At 73.9% G+C, this 19,937-nt stretch carries 15 protein-coding genes and 2 tRNA genes; 15 read left to right on the forward strand and 2 right to left on the reverse strand.

What is annotated here, in order from left to right:
* The first annotated feature begins 353 nt into the window (after window positions 1-353).
* From CP977_RS18005 to CP977_RS18015, 3 genes are all read left to right on the forward strand, one after another.
* Window positions 354-1,490, forward strand: a complete 1,137-nt coding sequence (locus CP977_RS18005) for a DUF1906 domain-containing protein (RefSeq protein ID WP_152370469.1) — start codon at window positions 354-356, stop codon at window positions 1,488-1,490.
* 124 nt (window positions 1,491-1,614) lie between these two features.
* Window positions 1,615-2,160 carry a SigE family RNA polymerase sigma factor gene (locus tag CP977_RS18010; RefSeq protein ID WP_062753611.1) on the forward strand — a complete coding sequence of 182 codons (546 nt, stop codon included), beginning with the start codon at window positions 1,615-1,617 and terminating at the stop codon, window positions 2,158-2,160.
* A 146-nt stretch (window positions 2,161-2,306) separates the two neighbouring features.
* On the forward strand, window positions 2,307-3,959 hold the full coding sequence (locus tag CP977_RS18015) for a long-chain fatty acid--CoA ligase (RefSeq protein WP_062753609.1): 1,653 nt from the start codon (window positions 2,307-2,309) through the stop codon (window positions 3,957-3,959).
* A gap of 95 nt (window positions 3,960-4,054) precedes the next feature.
* Here the strand turns inward: CP977_RS18015 and CP977_RS18020 are convergent, their stop codons facing one another.
* Window positions 4,055-7,879 (reverse strand): PAS domain-containing protein, encoded by a 3,825-nt coding sequence (locus CP977_RS18020; RefSeq protein WP_152370470.1) that lies wholly within the window; start codon window positions 7,877-7,879, stop codon window positions 4,055-4,057.
* A 205-nt stretch (window positions 7,880-8,084) separates the two neighbouring features.
* On the reverse strand, window positions 8,085-8,513 hold the full coding sequence (locus tag CP977_RS18025) for an SSI family serine proteinase inhibitor (protein ID WP_152370471.1): 429 nt from the start codon (window positions 8,511-8,513) through the stop codon (window positions 8,085-8,087).
* 317 nt (window positions 8,514-8,830) lie between these two features.
* Here CP977_RS18025 and CP977_RS18030 point away from each other — a divergent pair.
* The 12 genes from CP977_RS18030 (at window position 8,831) to CP977_RS18085 (ending at window position 19,932) form a co-directional block, all read left to right on the forward strand.
* Window positions 8,831-8,921: transfer RNA gene (locus CP977_RS18030), tRNA-Ser, on the forward strand.
* A gap of 202 nt (window positions 8,922-9,123) precedes the next feature.
* Window positions 9,124-9,196, forward strand: a tRNA-Arg gene (locus CP977_RS18035).
* A gap of 170 nt (window positions 9,197-9,366) precedes the next feature.
* Window positions 9,367-10,044: a signal protein gene (locus tag CP977_RS18040; RefSeq protein WP_229991609.1), complete on the forward strand. Its 678-nt coding sequence runs from the start codon at window positions 9,367-9,369 to the stop codon at window positions 10,042-10,044.
* 261 nt (window positions 10,045-10,305) lie between these two features.
* Complete coding sequence (locus CP977_RS18045) at window positions 10,306-10,671, forward strand: PH domain-containing protein (protein WP_030549674.1); 366 nt, start codon at window positions 10,306-10,308, stop codon at window positions 10,669-10,671.
* Window positions 10,672-10,809: 138 nt separating this feature from the next.
* Window positions 10,810-11,634, forward strand: coding sequence for a BRO family protein (locus CP977_RS18050; protein ID WP_109186730.1), 825 nt, complete (start codon window positions 10,810-10,812; stop codon window positions 11,632-11,634).
* An 85-nt stretch (window positions 11,635-11,719) separates the two neighbouring features.
* A complete protein-coding gene (locus CP977_RS18055) occupies window positions 11,720-12,592 on the forward strand; it encodes a DUF2797 domain-containing protein (protein WP_229991610.1) in 873 nt (290 codons plus the stop codon).
* Between the two features lie 133 nt (window positions 12,593-12,725).
* On the forward strand, window positions 12,726-13,061 hold the full coding sequence (locus CP977_RS18060) for an antibiotic biosynthesis monooxygenase family protein (protein ID WP_062753598.1): 336 nt from the start codon (window positions 12,726-12,728) through the stop codon (window positions 13,059-13,061).
* Window positions 13,048-13,995: an amidohydrolase family protein gene (locus tag CP977_RS18065; protein WP_079131106.1), complete on the forward strand. Its 948-nt coding sequence runs from the start codon at window positions 13,048-13,050 to the stop codon at window positions 13,993-13,995. The genes CP977_RS18060 and CP977_RS18065 overlap by 14 nt, the downstream gene beginning before the upstream one ends.
* 125 nt (window positions 13,996-14,120) lie before the next feature.
* A complete protein-coding gene (locus tag CP977_RS18070; protein WP_152370473.1) occupies window positions 14,121-14,876 on the forward strand; it encodes a response regulator transcription factor in 756 nt (251 codons plus the stop codon).
* Window positions 14,877-14,912: 36 nt separating this feature from the next.
* Window positions 14,913-16,502, forward strand: coding sequence for a sensor histidine kinase (locus tag CP977_RS18075; RefSeq protein WP_109186727.1), 1,590 nt, complete (start codon window positions 14,913-14,915; stop codon window positions 16,500-16,502).
* Between the two features lie 26 nt (window positions 16,503-16,528).
* Complete coding sequence (locus CP977_RS18080; protein WP_152370474.1) at window positions 16,529-17,818, forward strand: bifunctional glycosyltransferase family 2/GtrA family protein; 1,290 nt, start codon at window positions 16,529-16,531, stop codon at window positions 17,816-17,818.
* Complete coding sequence (locus tag CP977_RS18085; RefSeq protein WP_152370475.1) at window positions 17,815-19,932, forward strand: ArnT family glycosyltransferase; 2,118 nt, start codon at window positions 17,815-17,817, stop codon at window positions 19,930-19,932. Before CP977_RS18080 ends, CP977_RS18085 begins: the two co-directional genes overlap by 4 nt.
* Window positions 19,933-19,937 lie beyond the last annotated feature (5 nt).

Genomic DNA, 19,937 nt, shown 5'->3' on the forward strand with positions numbered 1-19,937 from the left:
TCCGGTTCCGGATTCCCCGGATTCCCGGCTCTTCAGTTCTCGGAGGAACAGTCATGGCACGCGTCCGCACCGCCCCCGTCGGCTTCACCCACATCGCCCAGTCCCTCCCGGTGCTCGCTTTTCCTCCGTGGTGAGGGGGCGGGGGTCACGGCTACCGGCCCGACGGGGGGGCATCACGACAGTACGAACGGCGTTCCGTGCGACGGCACTTCGGTACCGGTGTACGGGCCGCCGGGTCATCGGGAGCCGGGACGGGGCCTGGGTTCCCACGTAAGGGTCGTTCCCCGGTGCGTACGGCCGAGGGAACGGCCCCAGCGGTGGCCGGGCACGGCGGACGGTCCTTCACTCGCGTCATGAGCACAAGCACGCCGCCCCGGCCCCGGTCCGCCACGACGTCCGCACCGGCACGGTCCCGGTCCGCGCTTCCCCTCGCCGGGGTGCGGGCCGTGGCCTTCGCCCTGATGGCGGCGGTGGCCGGGACGGCGCTCCTCGACGCCCCGGCACCGACCGCCGCCCCGCCCCCGACGACCGCAGCGCCCGCGCCCGGCGCCCCCGCCCCGACCGCTTCCGGCTCCACCGTGTCCGCCGCTTCCGCCGCCTCCACCCTCGTCCACTTCACCGGCAAGGCCTTCGACACCTGCGAGGCGCCCTCCGTCGAGACGATGCGGGCCTGGCGCGGTTCGCCGTACGGGGCCGTCGGGATCTACTTCGGCGGCCGGGGCCGGGGCTGCCCCGGGCAGCGGGAGCTCAACCCCGGCTGGGTCTCCTCGGTGCAGGCCATGGGCTGGCGGCTGCTGCCCGTCTTCGTCGGCTCCCAGGCGCCGTGCGTCGAGGCCCCCGCCAAGAAGCCCTTCGCCATCGGCTCCGACCCCTGGGGCCAGGGCACCCGGGAGGCGGGCGACGCGGTGCGGGCCGCGCGGGCCCTGGGCCTGGGCACGAGCAGCCCGCTCTACCTCGACATCGAGGCCTACCGGCGCGGGGACGCGCAGTGCGCCGCGACCACCCTCTCCTTCGTCCGCGCGTGGAACCGCGAGGTGCGCCGCCTCGGCTACCTCCCCGGCTTCTACAGCAGCGCGGACACGGGCGTGAGGGACGTCGAGGCGCAGCGGAGGGCGGGCACGGCGGACCTGCCGGCCGTGATGTGGTTCGCGCGCTGGCTGGGGAAGCCCGCCCTCGCCACCGAGCCCACGCTCGCCCCGGCGGCCTGGACGCCGCATGCCCGGATCCACCAGTACGCGGGCAACGTCACCGAGTCGTACGGAGGCCACCGCCTCGTGATCGACCGCAACGCGGTGGACGCCCCGGTCGCCCGTCTCACCACGGCGCGTGCGGGTTCCTCCTCCGCCGAGCCCGCCTCCGCGCCCGCCACCTCGTCCACCGACCCCTCCCTCTCCTTCTCCTCCCTCCCCCTCTCCTCCTCGTCCACCGTCCGCTCCTCCGCCTCTCCCTCCGTCCACTCCGCCGTCTCCCGGGCCCCGGCGCGACCCTGAGCCGGCCCCCGGGGGACTCCACCCACAGGAGGTGGAGGCGTCCTCCCCCCTACAACCTGAGGCGGACGGCGGTTCGGGACCTGGGGCCGATCCGCCGGACCGCCTCCCCTCCTAGCGTGGAGTCATGACTCCGCCACCCTCTGGCCCCGTCTGCGCCGGTGCCTCGCAGTACGCGTCGTACACGACCTTCTCCTCGTACGTACGGGCGCGTGGGCCCGTGCTCCTGCGCACCGCCCGCTCCCTCACCGCCAACCCCTCGGACGCGGAGGACCTCCTCCAGACCGCGCTCGCCAAGACCTTCGTGGCCTGGGAGCGCATCGAGGACCACCGCGCCCTGGACGGCTACGTCCGCCGCGCGCTCCTGAACACCCGTACGTCGCAGTGGCGCAAGCGCAAGGTCGACGAGTTCGCGTGCGAGGAGCTGCCCGAGCCGGCCGGCCTCCCGTCGCCCGACCCGGCCGAGCGGCAGGCGCTGCACGACGCCATGTGGCGCGCGGTCCTCAAGCTGCCGGAGCGGCAGCGCCAGATGGTGGTCCTGCGGTATTACGAGGACCTCAGCGAGGCCCAGACCGCCGAGGTGCTCGGGGTGTCGGTCGGCACGGTCAAGAGCGCGGTGTCCAGGGCGCTCGGCAAGCTCCGGGAGGACCCCGAGCTGGCCCCGGTGAGGTGAGGAACCCCCTCACACCCTCCTGGATCTCCTCCGCCGCCAGTGATCACTGGCAATTTCCCTACTCCCAGGTAGTGACATACCGCGCGGTACGTGCGCAGAATCTCCACACCCTTACTGCCACGTAGCGCCCACCGGGAGGACGCCCCGTGTACAGCACCATGCAGGACGTACAGCTGACCGTGAGCCGCATCCTCGAACACGGGATGAGGATCCACGGGAAGTCGACCATCACCACCTGGACGGGCGAGTCCGAGCCGCAGCGCCGCACGTTCGCTGAGACCGGGGCCCGCGCGCACCAGCTGGCCCACGCCCTGCGCGACGAACTCGGCGTCACCGGCGACGAGCGGGTCGCCACCCTCATGTGGAACAACGCCGAACACGTCGAGGCGTACTTCGCGATCCCCTCCATGGGCGCCGTCCTCCACACCCTCAACCTCCGCCTTCCCCCCGAGCAGCTGGCGTGGATCGTCAACCACGCCGCCGACCGGGTCGTGATCGCCAACGGCTCGCTGCTCCCCCTCCTCGCCCCGCTGCTCCCGCACCTGCCGACGATCGAGCACGTCGTCGTCGCGGGCCCCGGCGACCGCTCCGTCCTGGACGGCGCGGCCCCGCGCGTGCACGACTACGAGGAGCTGATCGCCGGCCGCCCGACCACGTACGACTGGCCGGAACTCGACGAGCGCACGGCCGCGGCCATGTGCTACACCTCCGGCACCACCGGCGACCCTAAGGGCGTCGTCTACTCCCACCGCTCGATCTACCTGCACTCCATGCAGGTGAACATGGCCGAGTCGATGGGCCTCACCGCCAAGGACACGACCCTGGTCGTGGTCCCGCAGTTCCACGTGAACGCGTGGGGGCTCCCGCACGCCACCTTCATGACCGGCATCAACATGCTCATGCCGGACCGTTTCCTCCAGCCGGCCCCGCTCGCCGACATGATCGAGCGCGAGCGGCCGACGCACGCGGCCGCCGTCCCCACCATCTGGCAGGGCCTGCTCGCCGAGGTCACCGCCAACCCGCGCGACCTCTCCTCCATGGCCCAGGTCACCATCGGCGGCGCGGCCTGTCCGCCCTCCCTCATGGAGGCGTACGACAAGCTCGGCGTCCGCCTCTGCCACGCCTGGGGCATGACCGAGACCTCCCCGCTCGGCACGATGGCCCACCCGCCGGCCGGCCTCACCGCCGACGAGGAGTGGCCCTACCGCGTCACGCAGGGACGCTTCCCCGCCGGCGTCGAGGCGCGGCTCGTCGGCCCCGGCGGCGAGCACCTGCCCTGGGACGGCGAGTCGGCCGGCGAGCTGGAGGTGCGCGGCACCTGGATCGCGGGCGCGTACTACAGCGGTGTCGACGGCGAACCGCTCCGCCCCGAGGACAAGTTCAGCGAGGACGGCTGGCTCAAGACCGGCGACGTCGGCGTGATCAGCCCCGACGGCTTCCTCACCCTCACCGACCGCGCCAAGGACGTCATCAAGTCCGGCGGCGAGTGGATCTCCAGCGTCGAGCTGGAGAACGCGCTGATGGCGCACCCGGAGGTCGCCGAGGCCGCCGTCGTCGCCGTGCCCGACGAGAAGTGGGGCGAGCGCCCGCTCGCGACCGTCGTCCTCAAGGAGGGTTCGACGGCGGACTACGAGACGTTGAAGGCCTTCCTCGCCACCGAGGGCGGCATCGCCAAGTGGCAGCTGCCGGAGCGCTGGGCGGTCGTGCCCGCGGTGCCGAAGACGAGCGTCGGCAAGTTCGACAAGAAGGTCATCCGCAAGCAGTACGCGGAGGGCGAGCTGGACGTGACCCAGCTGTAGCGGCCGGGACGTGAGGAAGGGGGAGGGCGCCGGGCGCCCTCCCCCTTCTCCGTACTGCCCTAGGGCCTGTCCGGCGGATCATGGCCGGGTGGGCCCTAGTTGGTGCCGATCTTCGCGAGCAGGTCGACGATCCGGGCCTGGACCTCGGCGCTGTTCGCGCGCTCGGCGAGGAAGAGAACCGTCTCGCCGGAGGACAGCTTCGGCAGCTCCTCCTCGACCAGGTCGGCCGAGGTGTAGACGACGAGCGGGGTGCGGTTGAGCTGCCCGTTCGCCCGCAGCCAGTCGATGATCCCGGCCCGGCGGCGGCGCACCTGCATCAGGTCCATCACCACCAGGTTCGGCTGCGTCTGCGTGGCGAGCGTGACCGCCTCGGAGTCCGTGGCCGCCCGCGCCACCTGCATCCCGCGCCGCTCCAGGGTGGCCGCGAGCGCCTCCGCGATGTCCTCGTTCTCCTCGATGAGCAGGACCCGGGACGGGTGCTGCTCGCTGTCGCGCGGCGCGAGCGCCTTGAGGAGTACGGCCGGATCGGCGCCGTACGCCGCCTCGCGGGTCGCCTGTCCGAGCCCGGCCGCGAGCAGTACCGGCACCTCGGCGGCGACGGCGGCCTGGCGCAGCGACTGGAGCGCGGTACGGGTGATGGGCCCGGTCAGCGGGTCGACGAAGAGCGCGGCCGGGAAGGCGGCGATCTGCGCGTCGACCTCCTCGCGGGAGTGCACGATCACCGGTCGGTAGCCGCGGTCGCTCAGCGCCTGCTGCGTGGAGACGTCGGGCGCGGGCCAGACGAGGAGCCGGCGCGGGTTGTCGAGGGGCTCCGGGGGCAGCTCGTCGTCGACGGGGAGCGGGGCGGGCCGGTTGGCGACCTCGACCGCGCCGCCGGGACCGTCGAGCGGTTCGGGTCCCTCGGCGGAGCCCGCGGCAGGGGCCCCTATGGCGTACGCCCGGCCCTCGGACGCGGGGGAGGCGGACGGCGGAGCGGGCGGGGCGAACCCCGGCGCGGCCTCCGCCTGGGGCTGCGGATGGGGCCTGGCCTCGGTCCCGGCCGGCGCGGGGAGCGCCGCCGGGGCCGGCGGATCGACCTCGGGCGGGGTGGCGAGCTTCCGCCGCCGCCCGGAGCCGTTGGAGGGCGCGGCGGGAGCGGCGGGAGCGGTCGGCGACGCCGGAGCCGGGGTCGGGGTCGGGGCAGTCTGTACGGAGGGAGCCGGGGCCGCCGGAGGGATCGCGCCGGCGGGGGGAGTCGCAGGGGCCGGGGGGACGAAGGGCACGCCCTGCCCGAGGGTCCGGACGCTGAACGCCCGCCCCTGGGTCGACTCCCTCGGCATGGGCAGCTCGGGCGGCAGCGGTACGGAGCCGGTACCGGTCCCGTTGACGGGCTGCGGCTGCGGCTGCGGCTGCTGAGGCTCCGGTGCGGGTGCGGGTGCGGGTGCCGGGGGCGCGACGGCCCGGCGCCGTCCGGTCGGTTCGGCGGGCGCGGGCAGGGGGGCGGAGGCGTCGGGCGCCCGGGCCGGCAGCGGGGTCTGGACGTGGGGGTGGGGCTGCGGCGGCGTGTGATCCGCGCCCGGCACGCCCCGTACCACCTCGTGCTGTCCCTCGTCGGAGACCGGCAGCGGGCCGGCGGGCGTACCGGCCGGCGGACCGGCCACGGGCGCGGCGGGCAGGGGTACTTCGCGGTCGGCGTCGGCGGGCGGCAGCGCGAACGGGGTCCGGGGACCGGCCTCGGCCGCGGCCGCCCGCTCCTGCGCGGCGGCCAGCGCGCGCCGGCGGCGCCCGCTCGGCCGCGCCGGGGCCTCCTCGGAGGCGACGGCGGGCAGGGCCAGGGCGGACGCGGGTGAGGCACCGCTTCCGGCCCCGCTCCCGTTTCCGGTTCCGGGGATGCCCGAGGGATCGACGGGAACGCCCTGCGGCGGTACGGCCGCGCCGAGCGCGGCGCGCCCCTGCGCGCCCTCGGCGGCGGTCACGACGGAACCCTCGGCGGGCCGTCCCCGACGGCGCCCGGTGGGCTCGGCGGGCGAGACGCCCGGAGCGCCCGGGGCGACGGGCGCGGGGGGAGCGATCGCGTTCTGCTGGGCCGGGATCAGATCGGCCGCGGTGGTCCCTCCGGTACGGGCACGGCGCCGCCCGCTGGGCTCGGCACCGCCCGGGGCGTCGCCCCCGGCCGCGACCGCGCTCTCCAGGAAGGCGTCCGTCGAGCCGCGCCGCGCCCGCCGTCGCCCGCCACCGGGAACCTCCGCGTCCGGCCCCGCACCCGGAGAGGGAACGGCGGCGGAGACCTCGGGGGCCGGGCCCGAGGCCTGCGCGGGCAGCGCGAGGGCCTCCCGGCCCCCCGCCTGCGCGTCGTTCCGGGACGTGGGCGCGGGCGCCGGGACCGTGCCCCGGCCCGCGCCGACCGGCACTTCGAGGACGTACGCGCCGCCGCTCGTCCCCGGCACCTCGTGGGTCTGCACGACACCGCCGTGCGCCGCCACGATCCCGCGCACGACGGGCCCGTGGACCGGGTCGCCGCCCGCGTACGGGCCGCGGACCTCGATGCGTACGACGTCACCGCGCTGGGCGGCCGCCACGACGATCGTGGAGTCGACGGGCGCGGCGCCCGGGACGGCGGCCCGGTTCCGGCCGGTCGCGTCGACGCCGGCGACGTCCGCGACGAGGTGCGCGAGCGCGGTCGCGAGCCGGACCGGGTCCACCTCGGCCTCGATGGGCGGGGTGTGCACGGCGAACTGCGCGCGGCCGGGCCCGATCAGCTCGACGGCCCCGTCGATGCCGGCCGACACGACCCCGTCGAGGAGCGTGACGTGCTTGTCGAGCTCCTCCGCGCCCGCGTCGAGGCGCTGGTAGCCCAGGACGTTGTCCACGAGCGCCGTCATCCGGGCGTACCCGGCGGCGAGGTGGTGGAGGACCTGGTTGGCCTCGGGCCAGAGCTGCCCGGCGTCGTCGGCGGCCAGGGCGCCGAGCTGGGTGCGCAGCTCCTCCAGGGGGCCGCGCAGCGACTCGGCGAGGACGGCCGTCAGCTGCTCGTGGCGGGCGGCGAGCGAGGCGTACCGCTCCTGCTGCGCCTCGCGCTCCGCCGCCGCCCGCTCGGCGCGGTCGGCCAGCTCGGCGGCGTGCTGCTCGACGAGCTGCTCGTACGGCCTGCGGTCGGTGAAGGTCATCACCGCGCCGACGAGCTGGTCCCCGTCCCGTACCGGAGCGGTCGTCAGGTCGACCGGGACCCGCTCGCCCTTCTTCGTCCACAGGACCTGCCCGCGCACACGGTGCTTCCGCCCGGACTTGAGGGTGTCCGCGAGCGGCGACTCCTCGTACGGGAAGGGCTCGCCGTCGGCGCGCTTGGCGAGGATCAGGGGGTGCAGCTCCCGGCCGCCGAGCTCGCCGGCGCGGTGGCCGAGGATCTGCGCGGCGGCGGGGTTCACGAGGACGACCCGGCCGTCGGTGTCCGTGCCGACGACGCCCTCGGAGGCGGCGCGCAGGATCATCTCGGTCTGCCGCTGCGAGCGGGCGAGTTCGGCCTCGGTGTCGACGGTGCCGGTGAGGTCGCGCACGACCAGCATGAGCAGCTCGTCGCCGGTGTAGCCGCCGTACGAGTCGTAGGCCTCGCGGCCGTCCTCCAGACTGGCGCTGGTCACCTCGACGGGGAACTCGCCGCCGTCGGTGCGGCGGGCGACCATCCGGGTCGGCTTGGTGCGGCCGCGCTCGTCGGTGTTGTCCGGGCGGCGCATGGAGCCGGGGATGAGGCGCGAGTCGAAGTCGGGCAGGAGGTCGAGGAGGCCGCGCCCGACGAGGGCGGTGCCGGGCGTCTCGAACATGCCGAGGGCGATGGTGTTGGCGTTGACGACCGTGCCGTTGCAGTTGACGAGCACGAGGCCGTCGGGGAGGGCGTCGAGTATGGCTGCGAGGCGAGCAGCGCCTCGGGATGGCCTGCTGCTCACGACGACGCTTCCTCCCTGACGCACTGCACGCGCTTGGCCTGTCGACCGGCCGGCCCCATCTTGCCCCTCGGGCCGTGGCCTGTCACTGGAGAGGAGTCTAAGGGAGCCTCCGGCCGACACCCCCGGACGCCGCCCCCGACCGCCGTCCCCTCACGGCATCTCCGCACGTCATCCCCGGACGACCGTCCCGAAGGGCACCGGGAGGTCACCTCCGGACAAGGGGAAGAACGGGCTCCAGATTCTCCCAGCGGTCGATCTCGCAGCCGTTGGCACGGGAGAAGCGGGCGTCGATCTCGCGCCCCTGCCAGGTACCGGTCACCCGTGCGAGGACGGACCCGCCGTACACCTGTGCGCACACCCGGTCCTCGGGGACCGGCCGGAACGGGTCCTCGTCCGCCGCCGCGAGCCGCTCCAGGCGCTCACAGGCGCGCTCGGCGGCCGGATGGTCGCCCCCGGGCCGGTCGCCGCAGGTCAGCTCGAAGGTGCCGTCGGCCTCGGGATGGCCGCTCCGGGAGACGACCACGGTCAGGGCGTCGGGCGCCGACGGGGCGAACAGCGGCAGCGGCGGCAGGGGCCCGAGACCGGTGGTCCCGGCGGCGGTGGCGAGGGAGGCGAGGGCGATACGGCGCAGCATGCGGATCTCCGGGGGCGCGGGCCCGCGGTGGACGCGGGGAAGCGGCGGGTACGACGGGTACTGCAGGTACTACGTGCGGGTAGGCGGGTACGGGTACACACGGGCACGGACGCACGACGCGCCCGCCCCGTCTAACGCCCCGGACGCGACGGCGTTGCGCCGGACGGGGGTGCGCCGGGCGGGCGCGCGGGCTCGTACGCGCGCTGGTGGGCTTTGCCCTGAACCCCGGAGGACTAGTACGGTGAGAATCGATTGGTGACAGCCGGTTCGCCTGTGTCATCATCTGCACGCACCACCCGCGCATGCGTGAGGTGCATGGAGGCGTCGCCTAGTCCGGTCTATGGCGCCGCACTGCTAATGCGGTTTGGGTCTTAAAGCCCATCGAGGGTTCAAATCCCTCCGCCTCCGCCCCACACCGAAGCCCCGGCCCCAAGGCCGGGGCTTCGGCCGTTCCCGGGACCTGCCCCCACGCCACCCGTCGAGACGTTTCCGCAGGTCACAAGGGGTGGGGCAATCGGATTTCACATGACGGCGGCAGTCATGTAATGTTCTTCCTGTCGCCGCGAGCGGGTCGAAAGACCGGGGAGCGAAGACAACAACTGAAAAACAAGCACTCGTAGCTTAACGGATAGAGCATCTGACTACGGATCAGAAGGTTGCAGGTTCGAATCCTGCCGAGTGCACATGAACGAGAGGCCCGGACGAGAGTCCGGGCCTCTCGTGTTTCCAGGGCTTACAACGGTGAAGCGCAGCAACCGGCCCGGAGGCGGCCCGGTCCTGCCTCGCAGGTAGCGTGTCCGCTCATGTCGCGCCGGGGTGGGGACACGGCGGCGCGTCCGATCGGGAGGGGCGTATGAAGTTCAAGGCTGGAGTGGCGGGTCTGACCGCTGTGGTGATGGCGGCTTTGGCGGGGTGCGGGAACCAGGCGGCCACGGGCCCGGAAGGCACGGGACGGGTGACGCCGGCGAGCACCGCTCCCGCGAACACCGTTCCGCCGAGCACCGCTCCCGCGAAGGAGAACGCGCGTCTCCCCTCTGCGGAGCTGCAAGGCCGATGGTGGACGTGGGCGGCCTCGGAACCCGAGGCGACCAACCCTGTCGCCGACACGGACGGGAGGGCGTGCGGACGCAATCAACCGCACGACGTGTGGTTCCTGGCCGGAACCTTCGGCGGTCAGGTTGAGCGCGCGTGCGAGGTTCCCAGTGGTCGTCCGATCGCTGCGCCTGTCGTCAACACCTTCGGAGACCGTCAGGACTGCGCGGCCTTCATGGGCATGGCGCAGGGGACCGTGCTCCTTGACGGCAAGGTGGTCGAGCCGGAGACCTACGAAGGCGACTCGATCACGGTCCAAGGCGTTCAGGGCAACCCGCTCACCGGGGAGGAAGGGCGCGTCACCGCTACGGGGTGCGGTCTGTGGGTGCAGTTGCCGCCCCTCGATTCCGGGAAGCACTCCCTGAAGATCCGCGGACGCTCGGGCGACTTCTCGACCGGTGTGGACTACGCGTTGACCGTCGCCGCCTCGGCGGCCTAGCGAGCCGCTGTAGCCCAGGGCCCGCGCCACGACCGGGGACTGCCCTTACTCACCCGTGGGCCGGCCCGGCATCGTCCTCGGACGACCGCTTCTCACCCGTGCTCGCGCTCGTCGGCCTCGTCGTCGCCACGCGCAGGTGACGGCCTGATCCGCGCGTCCCGTCGGCGAGGCGCCGCCCCTCACGGGAAGGCCGCCGTGCTTCTCGTTGGTGCGGCGGTTAGGGTCGAGTGATTGTTCTTTTGTCGTACAGGGGGTTGGGACATGGCGCTCTTCGGGAACGCGCACGCGATCGATCCGGCGCAGGCGCAGCAGGACTACGCGCGGCTGCTCGGGCAGGGGGAGCAGGTGCACGCCGCGTACCTGCTGATCCGGGACACGATCTTCTTCACCGACCGGCGGCTCGTGCTCGTCGACAAGCAGGGGATCACCGGCAAGAAGGTCGAGTACCACTCGATCCCGTACCGGAGCATCACCCACTTCGCCGTCGAGACCGCCGGCACCTTCGACCTCGACGCCGAGCTGAAGATCTGGATCTCGGGCAGTCAGCTGCCCGTGCAGAAGACCTTCACCAAGGGGGTCGACATCTACGAGGTGCAGGCGATCCTCACGCAGTTCGTCGCCAAGTAGGCGTCACGGGAAGAGATGCGGGAAGGGGAGGGTTCTCGGGGGAAGCCCCGGGACCCTCCCCTTTTGGGTGAACCTGTCTTATTTGCATGTCAGTTGAATATGCCTTCGGACTAGCTTGCGAGGCGGAGGTGATGATCGATGGACGCGATCGACATCGATGACGTGGTGTACGCCGCCACCGGAGAGCGCCTGCGGAGGCTGACCGCGCCGGGCGGGGCCCACTGGTTCCCGGTGGTGGACGTGGCGAGACGGCTGGGGTACGCGGGGACGAGGGAGGCCCTGCGGACGGTGACGCTGCCCCGGGAGTGCCTGGCGTCCGCGCGGGAGGTCGCCGGCGACGAGGCGTACCTCCGCCGGGGCGGGATCCGCGCCTCGACCCGGATGGTGAACCTCCAGGGGCTCGTCCAGCTCGTCGGGGCCTGCCGCAGACCGGAGGCCGGGCCGTTCCGGGCGTGGGTGGCCGAGGTCGTGGCGTCGGTCCAGCGGTACGGCGGGTACGGACTCGAACCCTCCCCGGTGCACGCCGGGTTCCTCCTGCCGCCGGAACTCGTCGACGTCCTCGTACGCCTGGAGGGGCGGCTCGACGAGCGGGCCCTCGTGTCCACCGAGCAGGTCGAGTACGCGGAGCTGCTCCGCGAGACCCGGCAGAGCCTCTCAAGGGTCGCCGACTCCCTTGAGCGGCTCGCCGTGCCCCGCCAGCGCACCGGCTCCGCCGTCGCGCTCAGCCCGCGGGAACTCGTCGACTCCTGGGCCATCACCGGGGACGTGCGGACGGTCGCCGACTGCCTCGCTCCCGGGCTCGTCCGGGGCGGGGTGCGCTACCGCGCCCAGGACGTCACCCGCCGCACCGGCCTCTCCCGCGAGCGCGTCCGCGACTGCGTACGGCTCCTCCTCGAACGCGGCTGCATGAGGGAGGTCGGCGGGCCCGATCCGGACGGGACCAGGATCTACGTTCTGCCCTGAGTCCCGGACCGACCCGCCGAGGCCGGACGCGGGTGGCGGAGACTGGACGTCTGCGGCGTACAGGGCGCGGTCGGGAGGCGTGGGCGTGGAGTGGCGGTGCCGGAGGATCACCTGGAGCGGCGGGGAGCCGGGGCTGCGGTGGGAGGGCGGGAAGGTCAGCCCGCTCGTGTACGGGCGGCCGCTCGCCTTCCGGGCCGTCGGGGTACGGCGCTGTCCGGGGGCCCGGGGCAACCCCTGCCCCCTGGCGGCCGCCGTTCCCGGCCGGGCCACCGGAGGGATGTGCGCGGAGTGCGCCCGGCTCGACCGGGCCCACTCGGTCGCGGCCGACACCGTGGCCGACGACCCCCAGCCGTACCGCGTCTACCTGGCCTGGTTCGGGCCCGGCATGACCAAGGTGGGGATCACCGCCGAGGCCCGGGGCGGGGCCCGGCTCCTGGAACAGGGCGCCGTCGCGTTCAGCTGGCTCGGCCGGGGGCCGCTGATGGCCGCCCGGCGCACCGAGGAGGTCCTGCGGCAGGCGCTCGGCGTGCCCGACCGGGTCGCGTACGAGCGCAAGCGGGCCGCCCGGCACCCCTTGCCGCCCGCCGCCGACCGGGCCCGGGAGGTCGAGGAGCTGTACCGGCGGGCCCGGGAGGTCGGAGGCTGGACCGAGACCCTGGAGCCGCTGGAGTTCGCGCCGCACGACCACGCCGGGGCCTTCCGCCTCGACGGGCTGCCGCCGCTCGCCGGCACGGTCACCGAGCTGACCGACGGCGGCACCGTCGCCGGGCGGCTGCTCGCCGCCGCCGGTCCCGACCTGCACCTCCTCGCCCCCGACGGGCGCTGCCTCGCCCTCGACACCCGGCTCATGGGCGGATGGGCCCTCCGGCGGGCCGGGGAGGAGGACGGGTTCTCCGTCCCGGTGACGGCGGTGGCCGCCGCCGCGAGCGACCCGGACGCGCAGGGGGAGCTCTTCTGATCGTGGTCCCCCGGGCGGTTCCCTGAGCGTTTCCCGAGGCGGTTCCCGGACGCCGGGCCCGCTTCGTAAAGTCTTGGATCCCTTTGCCCGGGGGCCGTGGACATCCCGGTCCGGCCCCCGCGAGGGTGATCGCATGACCCCGAAACTGGTGGCGGGCATCGAACCGCCCTACTACACCGCCGTCTTCACCTCGATCCGGCCCGACGCGCCCGAGGGGTACGCCGAGACCGCCTCCCGGATGCGGCGGTCCGTCGAGGAGATCCCGGGCTACCTCGGCCACGAGTCCGCCCGCACCCCCGGCGGCATCGGCATCACCGTCGCCTACTTCCGCGACCTGGAGTCCCTCGACGCCTGGCGACTCCACACCGCGCACCAGGAGGCCAAGGCGTACGGGCGGGAGCACTGGTACGACAGCTACAGCGTCCACATCGGCAGGGTCGAGCGGAGTTACGGCCATGAGCGCGCATGACGGTACGAGCGGGACGGCCGGCGGTACGAGCGGGACGGCCGACGGTGAGGCGGTCGGTGTCGCCGACATTCCCGCGCTCCTCGCGCGGCTCGGGATTCCCGGACTCGTGGACGTGCACACGCACTTCATGCCGAAGAACGTCCTCGACAAGGTCTGGGCCTACTTCGACGCCGTCGGCCCCCTGACAGGTCTGGAGTGGCCCATCACCTACCGCGAGGAAGAGGACCGCAGGCTCGCCCTCCTGCGCGGGTTCGGGGCGGTCGCCTTCACCGCGATGCTCTACCCGCACAAGCCCGGCATGGCCTCCTGGCTGAACTCCTGGGCCGCCGACTTCGCCGCCCGTACCCCCGACTGCCTGCACACCGCGACCTTCTTCCCCGAGCCGGGCGCCGGCGGTTACGTCCACGAAGCGCTCGACGCCGGGGCCCGCGTCTTCAAGGTGCACCTCCAGGTCGGCGGGTTCGACCCGAACGACGAGCGGATCGACGGGGTGTGGGGGAGCCTCGCGGACAGTGGCACCCCCGTCGTCGTCCACTGCGGTTCCGGGCCCACCCCGGGAAACTTCACCGGCCCCGGCCCCATGGGACGGTTGCTCGCCCGCCACCCCCGACTGCGGGTGATCGTCGCGCACATGGGGATGCCCGAGTACGGCGACTTCCTCTCCCTGGCCGAGCGGTACGAGGGCGTCCACCTCGACACCACCATGGCGTTCACCGACTTCAGCGAGCGGCTGGCGCCCTTCCCCGAGGAGGAGCGCAAGCGGCTGCTCGACCTCGGCGACCGGGTTCTCCTCGGCTCTGACTTCCCCAACATCCCGTATCCATACGCCCATCAGCTCCACGCCCTCGAACGCCTCGGGCTCGGGGACGACTGGCTCCGGAAGGTGCTGTACGAGAACGGAGCCGCGATGTTTCACGTGAAACCGGCTCGATGAACCGCAGAGCGTGCTGTTTCACGTGAAACCGACCCTTGCGGACGCCTGCCGACGGCAGCCGTTTCTCAGGTAATTCACAGGAAAGGAAAAGGGGCCTTTCAGCGGCGGCGGTCAGCGTGGGCCCCATGACCGTCACCCGACACCGCACGAGCGACCGCCCCGGCACCCGCGCCGACATGCTCCGCGCCGACGGAACCGCCGTCCGGGTCCTCGTCGTGGACGACGAGGCCTCGCTCACCGAACTGCTCTCCATGGCCCTGCGCTACGAGGGCTGGCAGGTCATGAGCGCCGGGGACGGGGCCGCCGCGCTGCGCTCCGCGCGCGAGTTCCGGCCCGATGCCGAGATCCTCGACATGATGCTGCCCGACGTCGACGGACTGAGCCTGCTCGGCTCGATCCGGCGCGAACTGCCCGACGTACCGGTGCTCTTCCTCACGGCGAAGGACGCCGTGGAGGACCGGATCGCCGGGCTCACGGCGGGCGGCGACGACTACGTGACCAAGCCCTTCAGCCTGGAGGAGGTGGTCGCCCGGCTGCGCGGCCTCATCCGCAGGTCCGGGGCCGCCCAGGCCCGCAGCGAATCGCTGCTCACCGTCGGGGACCTGACCCTCGACGAGGACAGCCACGAGGTCACCCGGGGCGGCGACTCGATCCACCTCACGGCGACCGAGTTCGAGCTGCTGCGCTACCTCATGCGCAATCCGCGCCGGGTGCTCAGCAAGGCGCAGATCCTCGACCGGGTCTGGTCGTACGACTTCGGAGGCCAGGCCAATGTGGTCGAGCTCTACATCTCCTACCTGCGCCGGAAGATCGACGCGGGGCGCTCCCCGATGATCCACACCCGACGCGGGGCCGGCTACCTCATCAAGCCGGGGGAGTAGCGGCCGGTGACGCGAGGCACACCATCGGGCCGGGATGTGCGGCGACCCTGGTCGCTGCGCACCCGGCTCGTCGTGTCGGCGGTCGCGCTGATCGCGGTCGTCGCGGCCGTCATCGGCACGGTCACGACGATCGCGTTCCGCTCGTACCTGTACGACCAGGCCGACGAGCAGGTCCGGGGGCTCTCCCAGCGGGCCGCCGGGCCGCCGGTCGTCCTGCCCGTACCCGTGCCCGACCCCGGCCGGGAACGGGAGCCCTTCGCCTTCCTCGGCGGTCCGGGCGCCCCGATAGGGACCCTCGGCGCGGTCCTGACCGACGGGGAGATCACCTCCGCCGGGTACTCGACGGAAGTGGCCGGGGGCAGCGGTACGGACGGGCCCAGGTTCCCCGTCGAGAAGCTGGACGCGGAGCAGCGGGCCGCCCTCGCCGCCGTCCCGCGCGACGGCGAGCCGCACACCGTGGAGCTGCCCGGCGGCCTCGGTTCCTATCGGGTCGCCTACGCGGAGGGCAGCCGCGGCACCTTCCTCACCGGCATCCCGCTCACCGAGGTGGACGACGCCCTCTCCACCCTCGTCCTGGTCGAGCTGAGCGTCACCGGCGCCGGGCTCGTCGCGGCCTCGCTCGCCGGGACGGTGCTCGTCCGGGTGGCCCTGCGCCCGCTGCGGCGGGTCGCCGCCACCGCCTCCCAGGTCGCCCGGCTCCCGCTGCACAGCGGCGAGGTGGCGCTCCACCAGCGGGTCCCGGAGACGGAGGCCGATCCGCGTACCGAGGTCGGCCAGGTCGGCGCGGCCCTCAACCGGATGCTCGACCACGTCCACTCGGCCCTCGACGCGCGCCAGCGGAGCGAGACCCGGGTCCGGCGGTTCGTCGCGGACGCCAGCCACGAGCTGCGCACCCCGCTCGCCTCGATCCGGGGGTACGCGGAGCTGACCCGGCGCGGCCGCGAGGAGTGCGGCCCCGACACCCGGCACGCGCTCGGCCGGATCGAGTCGGAGGCGACCCGGATGACGGGCCTGGTGGAGGACCTGCTGCTGCTCGCCCGGCTCGACGCCGGACGCCCCCTCGCGGACGAGCCCGTCGATCTCGCCGCCCTGGTCGTGGACGCCGTGAGCGACGTCCGCGCCGCCGGGCCCGGTCACCGCTGGAGCCTCGAACTCCCCGAGGGGGGGACGGAGGTGCGGGGGGACGGCGCCCGGCTCCAGCAGGTGCTCGTCAACCTCCTCGCCAACGCCCGTACCCACACCCCGCCCGGCACGAAGGTCACCGCCCGCGTCCGCGCGGAGGGACCGGACGCGGTCGTGGAGGTCGAGGACGACGGGCCCGGCATCCCGGACGCGCTCCTGCCCTCCGTCTTCGAGCGGTTCGCGCGCGGCGACGCCTCCCGTTCCAGGAACGCCGGCTCCACCGGCCTCGGCCTCGCGATCGTCCGTGCGGTCGTGCTCGCGCACGGTGGCGAGGTGACGGTGGCGAGCGCCCCCGGGCGGACCGTCTTCGCCGTCCGGCTGCCCCTGGAGCCTGCCCGGAGGACCGGGGGCGGGCAGACCCTGGACGTCATGGCCGGGCAGGCCCCGGCCGACGGCCCGCGCGGAGACTCACAGGCGGGGCACAGGCTCGGCACACAGGCGTGACAGCCGCCGCGGCGAGTGTCTGGGGCATGCGAACCCCAACGATCGCGCGGCCCGTGCCCGGCGCCCTGCCCGCCCGGGAACACCTGCCCGTGGACGTCGCCGGACGGCCCGTCCTGGACGTGGTGATCCCCGTCTACAACGAGGAGAATGACCTGGAGCCGTGCGTCCGCCGGCTCCACGAGCACCTCTCCCGGACCTTCCCGTACGGCTTCCGCATCACCGTCGCCGACAACGCCTCCACCGACACGACGCCCGCCGTCGCCGCGGCCCTCGCCGACGAGATGCCCGGCGTGCGCTCCGTACGCCTCGAACAGAAGGGGCGCGGGCGGGCCCTGCGCACGGTGTGGTCGGCGTCGGACGCGCCCGTCCTCGCCTACATGGACGTGGACCTGTCCACCGACCTGAACGCGCTGCTCCCGCTGGTCGCGCCGCTCATCTCCGGCCACTCGGACCTGGCGATCGGCTCCCGCCTCTCCCGCTCCTCGCGGGTGGTGCGCGGCCCGAAGCGCGAGTTCGTCTCCCGCGCGTACAACCTGATCCTGCGCTCCTCGCTCGCGGCCCGGTTCTCGGACGCGCAGTGCGGGTTCAAGGCCATCCGGCGCGAGGTCGCCGAGCGGCTGCTCCCGATGGTCGAGGACACCGGCTGGTTCTTCGACACCGAGATGCTGGTCCTCGCCGAGCGGGCCGGGCTGCGGATCCACGAGGTGCCGGTCGACTGGGTCGACGACCCCGACTCGACCGTGCACATCGTGAGGACGGCGACCGACGACCTCAAGGGCGTCTGGCGGGTGGGGCGGGCCCTCGCGACCGGCTCGCTGCCGCTCGACCGGCTCGCCCGGCCGTTCGGGGACGACCCCCGGGACCGCGAACTCAGCGGCGTGCCCGGCGGACTCGCCCGCCAGCTCCTCGGCTTCTGCGCGGTCGGGGTCCTGTCCACGCTGCTCTACCTGGCGCTGTACTCGGCCTTCCGGCTCGGCCTCGGCCCGCAGCTCGCCAACGCCGGGGCCCTCCTCGTCTCGGCCGTCGCCAACACGGCGGCCAACCGGCGACTCACCTTCGGGGTGCGGGGCCGGGACCGGGCCGTCCGGCACCAGGCGCAGGGGCTCGTGGTCTTCGGCATCGGCCTGGCCCTGACCAGTGGTTCGCTCGCCGCCCTCGGCGCGGCGACCGGAGACCCGTCACACTCCACCGAGCTGGCCGTCCTGATCGTCGCCAACCTGGCCGCGACCGTCCTGCGCTTCCTCCTCTTCCGGCTCTGGGTCTTCCCCGAGCGGGCCACCGCGCCTGCCGCGTCCACCACGAGGAACGAACGATGACCACACCGAACCCCGCGGCACCCGCCGCCAGGGGGAGCGACCGCCTCGCCCGCTTCTGGCGCGGGCGCACCGAGGACGCCCCCTGGGCCCGGCCCGCCTTCCTCGGCCTGCTCGCCGCGACCGGCCTGCTCTACCTGTGGAACCTGAGCGCCTCCGGCTACGCCAACTCCTTCTACTCCGCCGCCGTCCAGGCCGGTGGCGAGAGCTGGAAGGCCTTCTTCTTCGGCTCCCTCGACGCGGCCAACGCCATCACCGTCGACAAGCCGCCGGCCGCGCTCTGGCCGATGGCGCTCTCCGTCCGGCTCTTCGGCCTGGGCTCCTGGCAGATCCTCGTGCCCGAGGTGCTCATGGGCGTGGCCTCGGTCGGCGTCCTGTACGCGGCCGTCCGGCGCCGGTTCGGCGCGGGCGCCGGCCTGATCGCGGGCCTGGTCCTGGCGTTGACCCCGGTCGCCGCCCTGATGTTCCGCTTCAACAACCCGGACGCGCTGCTCGCCCTGCTCATGACGGTCGCCGCGTACGGGGTGCTGCGCGCCCTGGAGGGCGGGCCGGGCGCGGTGAAGTGGCTGATGGGGGCGGGGGTGGCCTTCGGTTTCGCGTTCCTGGCGAAGACCCTCCAGGCCTTCCTGATCCTGCCGCCGCTCGCCCTCGTGTACGCGGTGTGCGCGCCGGGCGGGCTCGGGCGCCGGATTCGTGACCTGGCCCTCGCCGGGCTCGCGCTGCTCGTCTCGGCGGGCTGGTGGGTGGCCCTGGTCGAGCTGTGGCCGGCCTCCTCCCGCCCGTACGTCGGAGGCTCGCAGAACAACAGCTTCCTGGAGCTGACCTTCGGCTACAACGGCCTCGGCCGCATCAACGGCAACGAGACCGGCAGCGTGGGCGGCGGCGGAGGTCCCGGTGGGGGCGCGGGCGGCGGCCGCTGGGGCGAGACCGGCATCGGCCGGATGTTCAACGACGCTGTCGGCGGTCAGATCTCCTGGCTGCTCCCGGCCGCGCTGCTCCTGCTCGTCGCGGGGCTCGTCGTCACCCGGCGGGCGCCCCGCACGGACACCGCGCGCTCGGCGTTCCTGGTGTGGGGCGGCGCGCTGCTGATCACCCTCGCGGTGTTCAGCTTCATGGCCGGCATCTTCCACGAGTACTACACGATCGCCCTGGCCCCGTACGTCGCGGCGCTCGTCGGCATGGGCGCCTCCGTGCTGTGGGAGGAGCGCACCCGGTTCGCCGCGTCGGCGGCGCTCGCGGTGACGGCGGCGGTGACGGCCTGGTGGGCCTGGACGCTGCTCGGCCGTACGCCGGACTGGCTGCCGTGGCTGCGCTGGACGGTCCTGGTGGCGGGTGCCGTCGCGGCCCTCGGGCTCCTCGTCTCGGGCCGGGTCGACCGGCGCCTCGGGCTCGCGGCGGCGGGGCTCGGCCTGGCGGCGGGCCTCGCGGGCCCCTTCGCGTACACCCTGGCGACGGTGGACACCGGCCACCAGGGCTCCATCGTGACGGCGGGCCCGTCGGGCGGCCGGGGCCCGGGCGGCTTCGGGGGCCGGATGCCGGAGGGCGGCCAGGGCGGCCAGATGCCGGGCGGCTTCGACGGCCAGGGCCAAGGCCAGGGACAGCGCCAAGGCCAGGGGCAGGGCCAGAGCCAGGGCCGGATGCCCGGCGGCACCCCGCCCCAGGGAATGCCCCAAGGCATGCCCCAAGGCGGCTTCCAGGGCTCGCGTGGCGAGCGCCCCGGCCTCGGGGGCGGCGGAGGCGGCGGCATGGGCGGCCTCCTCAACGGCGCGAACGTCGGCGCGGAGGCCAAGGCGGCGCTCCTGAAGGACGCCGGCTCCTACACCTGGGTCGCGGCCACGGTCGGCGCCCAGAACGCGGCCGGCTACCAGCTCGCCACGGAGAAGCCGGTCATGGCGATCGGTGGCTTCAACGGCAGCGACCCGTCCCCGGCCCTCGCGCAGTTCAAGCAGTACGTCGCCGAGGGGAAGGTCCACTACTTCATCGGCAGCGGGGAGGGGAACGGCGGCGGTCCCGGTGGCCCCGGCGGCAACTCCGAGATCTCCACCTGGGTCGCGGCGACCTTCGAGAAGGCCACGGTCGGCAGCGCCACCTTCTACGACCTGACCAAGGAGAAGTGACCGGA

The sequence above is a fragment of the Streptomyces cinereoruber genome, assembly GCF_009299385.1.
GTDB classification, from domain to species: Bacteria; Actinomycetota; Actinomycetes; order Streptomycetales; family Streptomycetaceae; genus Streptomyces; species Streptomyces bikiniensis.

Coding starts and splice junctions, on each gene's coding strand:
- CP977_RS18010 (WP_062753611.1), top strand. CDS start 1,615: ATGACTCCGCCACCCTCTGGCCCCGTCTGCGCCGGTGCCTCGCAGTAC.
- CP977_RS18060 (WP_062753598.1), top strand. CDS start 12,726: ATGACCCCGAAACTGGTGGCGGGCATCGAACCGCCCTACTACACCGCC.
- CP977_RS18025 (WP_152370471.1), bottom strand. CDS start 8,513: ATGCTGCGCCGTATCGCCCTCGCCTCCCTCGCCACCGCCGCCGGGACC.
- CP977_RS18085 (WP_152370475.1), top strand. CDS start 17,815: ATGACCACACCGAACCCCGCGGCACCCGCCGCCAGGGGGAGCGACCGC.
- CP977_RS18065 (WP_079131106.1), top strand. CDS start 13,048: ATGAGCGCGCATGACGGTACGAGCGGGACGGCCGGCGGTACGAGCGGG.
- CP977_RS18045 (WP_030549674.1), top strand. CDS start 10,306: ATGGCGCTCTTCGGGAACGCGCACGCGATCGATCCGGCGCAGGCGCAG.
- CP977_RS18070 (WP_152370473.1), top strand. CDS start 14,121: ATGACCGTCACCCGACACCGCACGAGCGACCGCCCCGGCACCCGCGCC.
- CP977_RS18080 (WP_152370474.1), top strand. CDS start 16,529: ATGCGAACCCCAACGATCGCGCGGCCCGTGCCCGGCGCCCTGCCCGCC.
- CP977_RS18050 (WP_109186730.1), top strand. CDS start 10,810: ATGGACGCGATCGACATCGATGACGTGGTGTACGCCGCCACCGGAGAG.
- CP977_RS18005 (WP_152370469.1), top strand. CDS start 354: ATGAGCACAAGCACGCCGCCCCGGCCCCGGTCCGCCACGACGTCCGCA.
- CP977_RS18040 (WP_229991609.1), top strand. CDS start 9,367: ATGAAGTTCAAGGCTGGAGTGGCGGGTCTGACCGCTGTGGTGATGGCG.